The organism is Actimicrobium sp. CCC2.4, assembly GCF_034347385.1.
Lineage (GTDB): Bacteria > Pseudomonadota > Gammaproteobacteria > Burkholderiales > Burkholderiaceae_D > Actimicrobium.
On record NZ_CP133777.1, the window covers coordinates 2,678,906 to 2,692,409 of the forward strand.

The window sequence follows — 13,504 nt, forward strand, 5'->3', positions numbered from 1 at the left end:
AAAGATAAAACAGCGAACCAACATCAACCTTTTGCCGCTGACCTGACACTCAGGACTCTTTTGGTTCAGCCGCTCATGGCCCGAAAAATGAAATGAAAAGTCCGACATCAGGTAGACGAAACAAGCACGGCTATTGTTCAAAAAGACAAATCGCTACCCAGGACTTGAACGCATTATTGTCTGACCAATTTAACAACGTCAATTATTTATCTTATTTGTGTCATTGAAACATCGATAAATCGTCGTTAAAAAGACACAGTATGGCTCCTGAAAAATAGGGACCAGACCTATGAAGAAGAAAGATGTAGGGCCGGAAACAATCATGCCTGTTTGAAAACGACGACACCAATACCCGCGAACAAGCACAAAAAAGGCGAAAAAAAAGCGCGGAAGATCCGCGCAAATTGGTTAATTCACCGTACTGACGCCGATCAAATCTGCATATTCATGATGTCCTGATAAGCGGAAACCAACTTGTTACGCACCTGAACCGTGGCCTGGAAACCGATATTCGCTTTTTGCGATGAAATCATCACATCGGACAAGCTCACCTTGTCATCGCCAAGGGCAAAGCGCGAGCCGAGTCCTTCTGCCGTTTTCTGCGAGGCATTGACCCCATCCAGCGAGGCCTTCAGTGCATCGGCAAATCCTGTTTTTGGCACGGCGGTCGGATCAGCGGCGACCGCCGGCACCCCGCCCTGCGGACGCGTTGCCGCCGCCTTGAGCTGGCTGATCATCGCTTCGATCCGGCCGGAATCTATCATTGAAGTTTTCATGCGGTTTCCCTTCCTGTCATCGTCAAACCGCCGATGCCGGACTAAGCCGATCAATATTACGGTTTTTTCACCATCGCACAGTAGCATCCGGAAAGACCTGCAGCAGGACGAGAACCTAGGCAAATCCTGTTCTGTTCACCTGATTGAATCAGGTCAACTGGACGACAATCGAGTCACAAGTAATAATTGTAACTAGGAAATCATGACGCGCGTCCACACCAATCGCAGCACCCGGGGAGTTTCATCATGGCTGTAGCCGCCGACGGTAGCGCCGTACCGAATCCGCTCATCAGTTTTGCGGAGTCCCAGGGCGGCCGCAATTTGTTGCTGATGCTTGGTGCGGCTATCGTGATCGCCGTAATGGCCGGTGTCTGGATGTGGAGTCAGCAACCCGACTACCGCGTCCTGTTTTCAAATTTTACGGACCGTGATGGCGGTGCCATCGTCACCCAGCTGCAGCAAATGAATGTGCCGTACAAGTTTGCCGAAGGCGGCGGTGCGATTCTGGTCCCTGCCAATCAGGTCCACGATGCACGCCTGCGCATTGCCGCAATGGGCTTGCCCAAAGGCGGCAATGTCGGTTTTGAGTTGATGGAAAACCAGAAACTGGGTGTATCCCAGTTCCTGGAACAGGTCAATTTCCAGCGCGCGCTGGAGGGCGAACTGGCGCGTTCGGTCCAGTCAATCGGTGCCGTTGAATCGGCACGGGTACACCTGGCGATGCCGAAAGCGTCGGTCTTCGTACGCGACCAGCAAAAACCGACCGCTTCGGTCGTGCTCAACCTCAATCCCGGTCGCTCGCTAAGCGAACAGCAGGTGAGTGCCATCGTCCATCTGGTCGCCAGCAGTGTGCCTGAGCTGCCACCAGGCAACATCAGCGTCATCGACCAGAATGGCAATCTGCTCTCGGATACCAGCAAGGCCGCCAAGGCAACCGGCCTGGATCCGACCCAGCTGAAATACATTCAGGAAGTCCAGCAAAACATCGTCCGCCGGATCGAATCGATCATTACGCCCATCGTCGGACCGAACAATGTACGTGCCGAAGCAACTGCCGATATCGATTTCTCGACCAGCGAGCAAGCGGCCGAAACCTACAAGCCAAACAGCCCGCCGAACCAATCCACGATGCGCAGCCAGCAAAGTAGCGAATCCCAGGGCAGCAATCCGGGTGCCGGTGGCGTGCCGGGTGCGTTATCGAATCAGCCCGCTGCCAACGCGACTGCACCGATCAATCCACCGGCTCCTGCGGCCGGCCAAGGTGTGAGCACCGGAGCGGCCGCGACGGCTGCAGTACCGTCACAAAAAGACATGACCGTCAATTATGAAGTCGACAAAACGGTACGCTACATCCAGCAACCGATGGGCGGCGTGAAACGGATTTCGGTGGCGGTGGTCGTGAATTACAAGCAAGTCACTGACAAGGCTGGTAAGGTCACCGCCACGCCGTTGACCGAGGCGGAGCGGGCGCAAATTACCGATCTGGTCAAGGAAGCAATGGGATTCAACAAGGACCGCGGCGATACGCTCAACGTCGTCAACAGTGCATTCGCCGGCGTGCCCAAGGAAGTATTTCCTGAGGTGCCGATCTGGAAACGGCCGGAAATGATTCAACTGGCCATGGAACTGGGTAAATATTTGCTGGGCGGTATCGCGTTGCTCTACCTTTTCTTTGGCGTGCTGCGGCCGATGCTGAAAAAACTCAACACGCCGCCACCGAAAATCCATGCCGTAGTCGACGACCAGGACGACGAAGCCGAAACGCCGGAAATGCGGGCCATGCATGCAGCCGAACGGTCGGTCGAAGTCCCGACTGAAAGTGCCAGCATGGCGTACCAGCAAAACCTGGAACTGGCCAAACAACTGGCCAAGGACGACCCGAAAGTCGTCGCCAACATAGTCAAGAACTGGGTGAGCGGAAATGAGTGACGATGGTGTTCATAAAGGGGCTGTGCTGATGCTCGCCCTCGGTGAAGACGAAGCTGCAGAAGTAATGAAATTCCTCAGTCCGCGCGAGGTGCAGAAACTTGGCGCGGCCATGTCGACCATGAAAGCCATCAGCCATGAAGAACTCGATACGGTTCTGAAAAGCTTCCGGCAGGAGACCGAATCCAGCTCTGCGCTGGGCCTCGATTCCGATGAATACATCCGCACCGTCCTGACGAAGGCACTCGGCGACGACAAGGCTTCGTCTTTGCTCAACCGTATTCTGGGTGCCCGCGACGCCAGCGGCATCGAGAGTCTCAAATGGATGGACTCGCAATCGGTTGCCGAACTGATCCGCAACGAGCATCCGCAAATCATCGCCACCATCCTGGTCCATCTGGAGCGCTATCACGCCTGCGAAGTACTGGATCACTTTACCGAGCGCCTGCGCAACGATGTCGTGCTGCGCATCGCCACGCTCGATGGCGTCCAGCCGGCCGCTTTGCGCGAATTGAATGAAGTGCTGACCAAGTTACTGACCGGCAACGAAAGCCTGAAGAAAAAACCGATGGGCGGGATCCGCGCTGCGGCCGAAATTCTCAACTTCCTGTCCGGCGAAAACGAACAATCGGTCATCGCCAACCTGAAAAACTACGACAGCGACATGGCGCAAAAAATCATGGACGAGATGTTCGTCTTCGACAACATCATGGACATCGACGACCGCGGCATCCAGGTCATCCTGCGCGAAGTCCAGTCCGAATCGCTGATCGTCGCCCTCAAAGGTGCCAACGTCGACCTGCGCGAAAAGATCTTCAAGAACATGTCCAGCCGCGCCGCCGATATGATGCGCGAAGACCTCGAATCAAAAGGTCCGGTGCGCCTGTCCGAAGTCGAAGCCCAGCAAAAGGAAATCCTCCAGGTTGTGCGTCGCCTGTCCGACGAAGGCCAGATCCAGCTAGGCGCGAAAGGCGACGACGCGTATGTCTGACGCCATCATCCCGAAGGAACGGCAATCGGCCTACCAGCGCTGGGAAATGGATTCGTTCGGCGACAACCGGCCGAGCGCACAGCCGCAGACACCCGCAGCGCCACCGATACCGCGCGTAACAATAGAAGAACAAGCCGCCATACGCGAAGCCGCGCAAATCAAAGGCTATGCAACCGGTCTCGCTGACGGCCGCACCGAAGGCTTGCGTCTCGGTCGCGAAGAAGCCCATGCCGACATCGACCACCTGCGCCAGATCGCCGTCGCGCTTGGCAGCGAAGCCGCGATTGCCGACGAGCTGATTTCGGTCGATGTGATGCGCCTGGCGCTCGACCTGGCCCAGGCCATGCTGAAAACGGCGCTCGATATCAAGCCCGAGCTGGTCCTGCCGATCGTCGCCGAAGCGATACGCTACTTGCCGAACGTTCAGCAACCGGCGCTGCTGTACCTCCATCCGGACGATGCCCGGCTGGTGCGCGAAGAAATGCATGACGAACTCGACAAGGCTGGCTGGCGCGTCGCGGACGACAGCCAGATGCAACGCGGCGGCTGCCGCATCGACACCGCCAGCAATCAGATTGATGCCAGCATCGAAACACGCTGGCAGCGCCTGACCGACGCCCTCGGACAAACACCCGGCTGGCTCAAGGACTAGCGATGCCGCAAGCACGCAGCCAGCGCTGGCAGGCTTATCTGCGCGATTGCAGCGAATTGCTGCAGATCGTCGAACCGATGCAGGTCTCGGGTCGGGTCACCCGCGTGGCCGGACTGGTCATGGAGGCCATCGGCTTGCGACTCGCGGTCGGCAGCGCCTGTACCGTGCCGCTACCCAATGGATCCCGCATCGAAGCCGAAGTGGTTGGGTTCGACAATGACCGTCTGTTCCTGATGCCGCAAAGCGATGTCGAGGGCGTGATTCCCGGCACCCGCGTGTTTCCGGTCGAGGCGGTGCATTCGTTGCCGCGCGCCGGTTCGGTCAATCATCCGCGTCGCCGTCCGAGCGACCGCGGTCGCCATTTGCCGGTCGGTGACGAACTGCTGGGCCGGGTTCTTGACGGGGCCGGCCGGCCACTCGATACGCTGGGCCCGCTCAATGCCAGTTCCGCTGCGCCGCTCAATGTGCGCGCCGCCAATCCGCTGACGCGCGCACCGATCGTCGACGTGCTCGATGTGGGTGTACGCGCCATCAACAGCATGCTGACCGTCGGACGTGGCCAGCGCATGGGCCTGTTCGCCGGTTCCGGCGTCGGCAAAAGCGTGTTGCTCGGCATGATGGCGCGCTACACCACGGCCGATGTGATCGTCGTCGGCCTGATCGGTGAACGTGGCCGCGAGGTCAAGGAATTCATCGAACAGATCCTTGGTCCGGAAGGCCTGGCACGCTCGGTCGTAGTCGCCGCACCGGCCGACACGCCACCGCTGATGCGGCTGCAAGGCGCGGCCTACACGACGGCCATCGCGGAGCATTTTCGTGACCAGGGCAAGCACGTGCTGATGATCATGGATTCGCTGACGCGGTATGCGATGGCCCAGCGCGAAATCGCCCTGGCCATCGGCGAACCACCAGCCACCAAAGGCTATCCGCCATCGGTCTTTGCGAAGCTGCCGGCACTGGTTGAACGGGCCGGCAATGGCCGCGAAGGTGGCGGCTCGATCACCGCGTTCTACACCGTGCTGACCGAAGGCGATGACCAGCAGGATCCGATCGCCGATGCCGCCCGCGCGATTCTCGACGGGCATATCGTGCTCAACCGACAGCTGGCAGAAGCCGGTCACTACCCGGCCATCGACATCGAACAATCGATCAGCCGCGCGATGCACAGCATCACCACGCCGGAACACCAGAAACTGACGCGCCGGCTCAAGCAGTTGTATTCACGCTACCAGCGCAACCGCGATCTCATCAGCGTCGGTGCCTACAGCGCCGGTTCCGATCCGGTGCTCGACGAAGCCATCCTGCTCAATACCCGGATCGAAGATTTTTTGCAGCAAGGCATCCAGGAGCAGGCCACCATAAGCGAAAGCACGGACCAACTTGCCAGCCTGTTCGGTGGATGAGTCCTTTGATACCGGGCAGATAATTCATCATGGCTACTCCTTCTGCAATCGACACCCTCATCGAACTCGCCGTCAAGGACACTGACGAGGCGGCCAAACGTCTTGGCCTGACTATCCGCGCCTGCGAAGAAGTCGAACAGAAAATGGCCTTGCTGGTGCAATACCGCGAGGATTACGCCGACCGTTTCCAGCACAGCCTGTCGGTAGGGCTGAGTCCGTCCGGTTATCGCAATTTCCAGCTCTTCATCGACAAGCTCGACGGCGCCATCGCCAGCCAGCAACTGGTGCTGCTCGATGCCAAACGCCGCATCGAAGAAGCCCGGACCGCATGGCAATCGAGCGAACGCAAGCGCATGTCGTACGGCACGCTGGCCAGCCGCGCGCTCAAGGTGGCACAACAAAAAGAAGCCAAGCGCGACCAGAAGGCCATGGATGAACATGCCGCGCGCGCCCTCCTCTACAAACGATAAATACTCCGGGTAGCCATCATGCAAAACAACTCGATCGTCAATACCCTGGCTCCGTCTGGCAGCACCGCTGCGGCCAAGCCGCGCGCACCGGAAAGCAAGGCACCGGATCAACAGTTCACGCACATGCTGACGCGCCAGATGAATGACCGCGCCGCTCCGAAACCGGCAGGCAAACCAGTCGATGCGCCTAAACCGGTCGCTGTCAAAACCCCTGAAGCAGCAAAAAAAACCGATGACAGCACACCGGTCCCGGCTACCGCAACCGCGGACAAGCCCGCATCCGAACCCGCTCCGGTCGCCGAAAAAAAGGCTGACGAATCCAAGGATAAACCGGACACCAGCGTAACCGCCCTGCCCGTCACCAGCACCGATGCGGCGCTCAGTGCGTCGGCAGCGATCATGGCGCTGGTCGCCAATGCCGGTGTCACTGCCGGTGTCACTGCCGCACAAACGCCCGCTGCAACAGCGGCCACGACAGCCAAAGCCGGACCCGATCCGACGGCACCCGCCGGCGGTACACGTCCGGACCTGCGCGCCGCTCCTGAGCGCGGGCCGACCGATGCCGTGGTCAAAGAACTCGCTGCCAAGGGTGCGGGCGAATTTGCCAATGCATTGCAATCGGCCGCCACGGCCACGCCCGACAAGGACGTCACTCTGGCGCGACTCGTCGAGCAACCGGTCGCCGGCAGTGCATTGCAACCGATGCAGCAAACGACACTGGTCATGGCCGCCCCCGCCGGCGTCCATCCCGGCAATAGCCTCGCGCCGCAAGTCAACAACAGCGCCTGGGACCAGGCTCTGGGACAGCGCATGGTGTGGATGGTGGCCGGTGCCGAACAGTCCGCTACGCTGACCCTGAATCCGCCCGACCTCGGTCCGCTGCAGGTCGTGCTCAATGTCAGCAATGGCCAGGCCGATGCCAGCTTCTTTGCCGCCCAGCCCGAAGTGCGCCAGGCACTCGAAGCGGCGCTGCCGAAATTGCGCGAGATGCTCGGTGACGCCGGCATATCGCTGGGCCAGGCCAATGTCAGTTCCGGCAGTCCGAATCCGCACAGCGGTTCGGGCCAGGGCGATAACGGCGCGCGCCGCAATACACCGTCGGGCGCATCCGGCAGCACGAGCGTGAGCGCACGCCGGATTACCTCCAGCGGCAATGGCATGGTTGACACCTTCGCCTGAAGCCCGGCGCACCACGCAAATGCTTCCCTTGTGAGGTCGTCACGTAACCATTTCTCGCGTACCATGGCGAGGCAAAAAAAACACCCCGGCATACGATGATCTGCACTGTGTTCAGTGCTCTTTTCGATGCATCTGCCAAGGCCTTTTTTTTTAATAATGGTTACTGAAAGTTCAGACCAGTTCACAAGGAAACGAGATGGCGACCGCACCCAAACCAGCCGCTCCGGCAGCCGCAGACGATGCCACCGGCGGCAAAAAGAAATCGAAACTCAAGCTCATCATCATTGCCGTTGTGGTCCTGGCATTGGCTGGTGGCGGAGCAGGCTATTTCCTGATGGGGAAAAAAGCCAAGCCGGCCGGTGAGCATGCCGAAGAACCGCATGAAGTCGCCAAGGCGCCGGTGTTCCTGGTGCTCGATCCCTTCACGGTCAACCTGCAACAGGAAGCTGGTGACCAGTACCTGCAGATCGCCATGACGGTCCAGGTCGCTGATGACAAGCAGTCCGAAGAAATCAAAGTCTACCTGCCGCAAATCCGCAGTCGGGTCCTGATGGTCCTGTCGAGCAAAAAAGCCTCCGAAATCAATACGCCCGACGGCAAGAAGGAATTGGCCGATGACATCATCGCCGCAATCAAGAAGCCTTTCTCGGAGCGCGGCAAAGCGCAAAAAGTCAACGACGTGTTTTTCACTTCTTTCGTGATCCAGTAAGCGGCCATGGCTGACAATTTCCTTTCGCAAGAAGAAGTCGATGCGCTGCTCAAGGGCGTCAATGGCGACCAGGAAGACGCGCATGCGCCGGAAGACCAGTCCGGTGTGCGACCCTACAATCTGGCCACGCAGGAACGTATCGTGCGCGGCCGCATGCCGACGCTGGAAATCATCAATGAACGGTTTGCCCGCTTGCTGCGGATCGGGCTGTTCAACTTCTTGCGACGCAGCGCCGAAGTCTCGATCGGTCCGGTGCGGGTGTCGAAGTACAGCGAATTCATCCGCAATCTGGTGGTGCCGACCAACCTGAATCTGGTGCACATGAAGCCGCTGCGCGGCACCGTGCTGATGGTGTTCGATCCGAACCTGGTGTTCCTGATCGTCGATAACCTGTTCGGTGGCGACGGCCGTTTCCATACGCGCGTCGAAGGACGCGACTTTACCCAGACCGAGCAGCGCATCATCCAGCGCATCCTGGCCATCGTGTTCGAGAATTATGCGAAGTCGTGGGAGCCGGTCTATCCGGTCGAGTTCGAGTACATCCGTTCCGAAATGAACACCCAGTTCGCCAACATCGCCACCCCGAACGAAGTCGTGATCTGCACCACCTTCACGATCGAACTCGGGCCGGTCAGCGGCGAAATGCACTTCTGTATTCCGTACTCCACGATCGAGCCGATCCGCGACATACTCACCAGTAGCCTGCAAGGCGAGACGCTGGAAGTCGACAAGCGCTGGATCCGGCTGATGACACAACAGATCCAGACCGCCGAGGTCGAAATCATCGCCGATTTTGGTGTCGCCCGAAGTAACTTCGGGGCTATCCTCAACATGAAGGTCGGCGACATCATTCCGCTGGCCGTGCCGGAAGTAGTCCTGGCAAAAGTCGATGGCGTGCCGGTGATGGAATGCACATACGGCAAATTCAACGGGCAATACGCATTACGGGTCGAGAAGTTACTGGCCCAGAGTTCAACCGACGCACTGCATGGAGATGACAATGGCTGACAACGACGAGCAACAGGCAGCAGAGGACGATTGGGGCGCCGCCATTGCGGAACAGGAGCAAGCCGAAAAAGCCGCGCTCAATGCGCAGCAGGCGACACCGACCGTGTTCCAGGAATTTGCGGGAAGTAGCAAGCTCGCGACCCATAACGATATCGATTTCATTCTCGATATTCCGGTCCAGCTGACAGTCGAACTGGGACGGACCAAGATCGCCATCAAGAATCTGCTGCAACTGGCACAGGGTTCCGTCGTCGAGCTCGATGGACTGGCAGGTGAACCGATGGATGTGCTGGTCAACGGCTGCCTGATTGCCCAGGGCGAGGTCGTGGTGGTCAATGACAAATTCGGTATCCGCCTGACCGACATCATTTCGCCGGCCGAACGCATCAAGAAGCTCAACCGATGAAGCGGGCCGGGATACTGTTCCCGGCGCTGCTGGCAGCGCCGCAGATTTTCGCGCAGGCGGTGACGACGGCTGCACCCGTGGCCGTGGCCGCGCCGGCATCCGCATCGACCTCGCCAGGCAGCATGCTGCAAGTGATGATCGGGCTGCTGCTGGTACTGGGATTGCTGATTGCCGTCGCCTGGTCAATGAAAAAAATGGGTGCCGGCAAGCACGCTGCTGCAGGCGCACTAAAAATTGTCGGCGGCGTCAGCGTCGGCAATCGCGAACGCATTCTGGTGGTTGAAGTAGCCGACCAGTGGATCGTCGTCGGTGTCACGCCAACGTCGATCAATGCCTTGTCGACAATGCCAAAACAGGAAGGCGTCGAACTCTCTGCGGTCGCACCGCTGGCCAAAAATTTCTCTGACTGGCTCAAGCAGACCATCGACAAACGCAAGGCCGATCACATCAACAACAAGCCGAACACTCCTGGAATGGACAATGCACATTAAGTTGTCGACCTGCCTGCGCTGGAGCGCAGTTGCCCTGGTCGTCGTGCCGCTGGCCGCCTACGCCCAGCAAGCCGGCCTGCCGGCGCTGACCAGTACCCCGACCGCCGGCGGCGGACAGAATTACACGCTGAGCCTGCAAACGCTGCTGCTGCTGACGGCGCTGTCGTTCCTGCCGGCAGCATTGCTGATGATGACCAGCTTCACGCGCATCATCATCGTGCTGTCACTGCTGCGGCAGGCACTCGGCACGCAATCGGCTCCGCCCAATCAGGTCATGGTCGGGCTGGCGCTATTTTTGACCCTGTTCGTCATGGGCCCGGTGTTCGACAAAATCTATGCCGATGCCTACTTGCCGCTGCAGGAAAACAAAATCAACATGACCCAGGCAATGGAGCGCGGTGTCGCCCCGCTGAAGACCTTCATGATGAAACAGACGCGCCAGGCTGACCTCGCGCTGTACGTCAAGATGTCTAACAGCCCGGCGCTGCAGGGCCCCGAAGACGTGCCGCTACGGATTCTGGTACCGGCTTTCATCACCAGCGAACTGAAGACGGCCTTCCAGATCAGCTTCGCCATCTTCATTCCGTTCCTGATCATCGACATGGTGGTCGCCAGCGTGCTGATGTCGATGGGGATGATGATGGTGTCGCCGTCAATCGTGTCGCTGCCGTTCAAGCTGATGCTGTTCGTGCTGGTCGATGGCTGGCAATTGCTGATCGGCTCGCTGGCGCAGAGTTTTTACTAGGAGCGCGCGATGACACCCGAAAGCGTCATGGTGATGGGCCGACATGCGATGGAAGTCACGCTGATGGTCGCCGCACCGCTGCTGCTGGTGGCGCTCATCATCGGTCTGGTTGTCAGCATTTTCCAGGCCGCGACCCAGATCAATGAACAGACCCTGTCCTTCATCCCGAAACTGGTCGGCATCTTCATTGCACTGGTCATCGCCGGTCCATGGATGCTGTCGATCATGCTCGACTACATGCGCGAAATGTTCAGCGGCATTCCGTCGATGATCGGCTAGCGCCGATCCCGCGCCCGCATGCTCAACTTCAGCTCCGCCGAACTCAATGCCCTGATCACCGGATTCCTGTGGCCGCTGACGCGCATCCTCGGCTTGATTGCGGTGGCGCCCGTGTTCGGCAATGCCAGCGTGCCACGTCGCGTCAAGGTCGGACTGGGCATCCTGATTGCGATGATTGTCGCCCCGCTGGTGCAGGTGCCGTCCGGACTGGAACCGATGTCGATGCAAGGATTGCTGATCCTGGTGCAGCAGCTGCTCATCGGGATTGCGATGGGCTTTTCGATGCGGATCATTTTTTCGGCTGTCGAAATGGCCGGCGAGGTCGCCAGCATGACCATGGGCCTCGGCTTTGCGACCTTCTTTGATCCGCAGTCGCGCGGTCGCTCGAATGCAGTCAGCCAGTTCCTTAGCTTGATCGTGCTGATGGTGTATCTGGCGGCGAATGTCCATCTGGCCTTGCTATCAACGCTGGTCGACAGCTTTGCCACGATGCCGATCACGGTCGGTCCCCTGACCGGCAATATTGCCGAACAAGTGGTGCGCTGGGCCAGCCGGCTGTTCAGTGCCGGACTGCAGCTGTCACTGCCGATCGTCGCGGCTCTGCTGATCACCAATGTCGCCCTCGGCATTTTGACCCGTGCGGCACCGTCGCTGAACCTGTTCGGGATCGGTTTTCCGATCACGCTGGCCATCGGATTTACGATGCTTGGTCTGACCTTGCCCTATCTGGCAACGCCGATGGCCAAGCTGTTCGAAGAAACCATCAACACGATCCGCCAGCTCACCGGCGGTTAATCTGCAAGGAATCCGTCATGAAAATAGTCTCCCGCCTGTGCGCCCTTCTGCTCGGCGCCAGCACATTATCCGCCGCCGCCACGACACCGCTGGTGGCGGCGCACATGAACGTCATCGAAGAAAAACGCAACGTCATTGTCAATCTGGATGCCGGCAGCGCCGCCGAGCTGGGACGCGGGCGCGACCTCAATGGACTGCAGGGACGGACCAGGGATTTTCAGGGACAGAGTGTGCCGCTGTATGCGATTTCAGACGGATCGATTTCGGCCGGTCGCTTTTTGCGGCTGGTGCAGTTCGACGGCCAACTGGCCGGCATGCTGCAATGCCAGCTGGTCCAGCTTGGCAATAGTCCCGACATGCCCGGCGTGAAGCTGGTGGTGCTGGCGCAGCAATGTGCGATCGTGCGGCTCAATCATTGAAGCGCATGACGGGTTTAGTTGATGTAATTGAACAGCGACAGATTGGCAATCTTCACGAACGATTGCTGGGCCGCCTGCAAGGTCAGCTGGTTCTGGGTCAATTCACTGACTGCCTTGGCGTAGTCGAGATCCTGCAGGTTCGACAAGGTCGATGCGTATTGCAGGCTGCGGTTATCGCCTTCGTTGTCGAGCGTATCGAGTTCCTGCAAGCGCGCACCGCCGGCGGCGCGCACGTTCAATGCCGTATCCAGTGCCGCAGTAATGTTGTTGTTGGCCGCACTGAGACTGGCTGTCAGTGCGGCTTTACCGGTCGCGCCGGTGGCCGGCGTGTTGAGTGCCGTCACCAGGTCGCCGATGGTCTTGAAAATGCTCTGCGCATTCGGATTGATGTTGTACTTGTTGCCGCTGGCGGGTGCGCCGCTGGCCGTGAATTGCAAGCCATCGAAGGCAATGGTTTGCGGGTTAGTCGTGTAGTTTGCCGAAGTCAGCGGCGCGCTGGCCTTGCCGGGATCCTTGCTCAGGTCATAGACCTTGTAGCTGGTCACGCCGGCAGTCGTCGTGAAGTCGATGCTGTAATTGTGATGTGTCAGCAGCGTCGCATCCGTCACGGTAGCCCCGCTGATCGCGCCGGCACCGGTGGCGCTGTTGCCGGCATCGGGCGTCACCGACACGCTGTCGTCGCCGCTCTTGATGTTCTGGAAGATCGCACTGCCTGCATCGTTAATCGATAACTGGCGCGACGTACTGACCTGCAACAGCCGCTGCCCCTGGTCACCGTTATAGGTGGCCGTGGTGCCCGCCACATCGGTGAATGGTGCCACCGTATTCTTGAAGCCGCCAAAAATATAGTTACCGGTACTGTCGCGGCTATTGGCGATACCCATCAGTTCCTGATAGCGACCAGCCAGTTCGCTGGCCATGTATTGGCGCTGGCTGTCGTCGAGCGCACCGTTGCCGGCCGCGATGGTCAGCGTCTTGACGTTCTGCAGCAGCGTCGTGTAATTGCTCAGGACGCTTTCCTGCAGCGACAAGGCATCCTTCGCGGTCCCGCGATTGGCAGCGAATTGGGTATTGACGTCGATCGCTTGCGACACCGTCAGCGCGGCAGCTGCCGCCACCGGATCATCAGCCGGCGTCAGGATCCGCTTACCGGACGCAATTTGCGTCTGCTTTTGCGCCGCGGCTGATTGCAGATCGCTAATCCTGGTGCTGGCATTGTCATAAAAAGCGGCGGTACTGATACGCATGATCCGGA

General features: G+C 59.1%; 16 protein-coding genes. 14 read left to right on the forward strand and 2 right to left on the reverse strand.

The genetic code is table 11. The features are described 5' to 3' along the window. Positions 1-431: 431 nt before the first annotated feature. Positions 432-776 (reverse strand): flagellar hook-basal body complex protein FliE, encoded by a 345-nt coding sequence (fliE, locus tag RHM62_RS12230; protein ID WP_322122369.1) that lies wholly within the window; start codon positions 774-776, stop codon positions 432-434. Positions 777-1,022: 246 nt separating this feature from the next. Between fliE and fliF the strand changes: the two genes are divergently transcribed. From fliF to RHM62_RS12300, 14 genes are all read left to right on the forward strand, one after another. After that, positions 1,023-2,705 (forward strand): flagellar basal-body MS-ring/collar protein FliF, encoded by a 1,683-nt coding sequence (gene fliF / locus RHM62_RS12235; protein WP_322122370.1) that lies wholly within the window; start codon positions 1,023-1,025, stop codon positions 2,703-2,705. Next, positions 2,698-3,693, forward strand: a complete 996-nt coding sequence (gene fliG / locus RHM62_RS12240; protein ID WP_322122371.1) for a flagellar motor switch protein FliG — start codon at positions 2,698-2,700, stop codon at positions 3,691-3,693. The genes fliF and fliG overlap by 8 nt, the downstream gene beginning before the upstream one ends. Further along, entirely contained in the window at positions 3,686-4,345 is a 660-nt protein-coding gene (locus tag RHM62_RS12245) for a flagellar assembly protein FliH (protein ID WP_322122372.1), read from the forward strand. The genes fliG and RHM62_RS12245 overlap by 8 nt, the downstream gene beginning before the upstream one ends. Before the next feature lie 2 nt (positions 4,346-4,347). Then, the gene (gene fliI, locus RHM62_RS12250) at positions 4,348-5,748 is read left to right on the forward strand and encodes a flagellar protein export ATPase FliI (protein ID WP_322122373.1); all 1,401 of its coding nucleotides are present in this window, start codon (positions 4,348-4,350) and stop codon (positions 5,746-5,748) included. A 29-nt stretch (positions 5,749-5,777) separates the two neighbouring features. Further along, positions 5,778-6,218, forward strand: a complete 441-nt coding sequence (gene fliJ / locus RHM62_RS12255) for a flagellar export protein FliJ (protein WP_322122374.1) — start codon at positions 5,778-5,780, stop codon at positions 6,216-6,218. 18 nt (positions 6,219-6,236) lie between these two features. Continuing rightward, positions 6,237-7,397: a flagellar hook-length control protein FliK gene (locus RHM62_RS12260; protein WP_322122375.1), complete on the forward strand. Its 1,161-nt coding sequence runs from the start codon at positions 6,237-6,239 to the stop codon at positions 7,395-7,397. A 196-nt stretch (positions 7,398-7,593) separates the two neighbouring features. Continuing rightward, positions 7,594-8,106, forward strand: coding sequence for a flagellar basal body-associated protein FliL (gene fliL, locus RHM62_RS12265; RefSeq protein WP_322122376.1), 513 nt, complete (start codon positions 7,594-7,596; stop codon positions 8,104-8,106). Positions 8,107-8,112: 6 nt separating this feature from the next. Next, positions 8,113-9,114 (forward strand): flagellar motor switch protein FliM, encoded by a 1,002-nt coding sequence (fliM, locus tag RHM62_RS12270; RefSeq protein ID WP_322122377.1) that lies wholly within the window; start codon positions 8,113-8,115, stop codon positions 9,112-9,114. Continuing rightward, positions 9,107-9,520, forward strand: coding sequence for a flagellar motor switch protein FliN (gene fliN / locus RHM62_RS12275; protein WP_322122378.1), 414 nt, complete (start codon positions 9,107-9,109; stop codon positions 9,518-9,520). Before fliM ends, fliN begins: the two co-directional genes overlap by 8 nt. Further along, on the forward strand, positions 9,517-10,011 hold the full coding sequence (gene fliO / locus RHM62_RS12280) for a flagellar biosynthetic protein FliO (protein ID WP_322122379.1): 495 nt from the start codon (positions 9,517-9,519) through the stop codon (positions 10,009-10,011). Before fliN ends, fliO begins: the two co-directional genes overlap by 4 nt. Then, positions 10,001-10,756, forward strand: a complete 756-nt coding sequence (gene fliP, locus RHM62_RS12285) for a flagellar type III secretion system pore protein FliP (RefSeq protein WP_322122380.1) — start codon at positions 10,001-10,003, stop codon at positions 10,754-10,756. The genes fliO and fliP overlap by 11 nt, the downstream gene beginning before the upstream one ends. A gap of 9 nt (positions 10,757-10,765) precedes the next feature. After that, a complete protein-coding gene (fliQ, locus tag RHM62_RS12290; RefSeq protein ID WP_322122381.1) occupies positions 10,766-11,035 on the forward strand; it encodes a flagellar biosynthesis protein FliQ in 270 nt (89 codons plus the stop codon). Positions 11,036-11,053: 18 nt separating this feature from the next. Next, the gene (fliR, locus tag RHM62_RS12295) at positions 11,054-11,830 is read left to right on the forward strand and encodes a flagellar biosynthetic protein FliR (protein ID WP_322122382.1); all 777 of its coding nucleotides are present in this window, start codon (positions 11,054-11,056) and stop codon (positions 11,828-11,830) included. Between the two features lie 17 nt (positions 11,831-11,847). After that, a complete protein-coding gene (locus RHM62_RS12300) occupies positions 11,848-12,249 on the forward strand; it encodes a hypothetical protein (RefSeq protein ID WP_322122383.1) in 402 nt (133 codons plus the stop codon). 14 nt (positions 12,250-12,263) lie between these two features. Here RHM62_RS12300 and flgL read toward each other — a convergent pair whose 3' ends face one another. Beyond that, positions 12,264-13,496 carry a flagellar hook-associated protein FlgL gene (gene flgL / locus RHM62_RS12305; protein WP_322122384.1) on the reverse strand — a complete coding sequence of 411 codons (1,233 nt, stop codon included), beginning with the start codon at positions 13,494-13,496 and terminating at the stop codon, positions 12,264-12,266. Positions 13,497-13,504 lie beyond the last annotated feature (8 nt).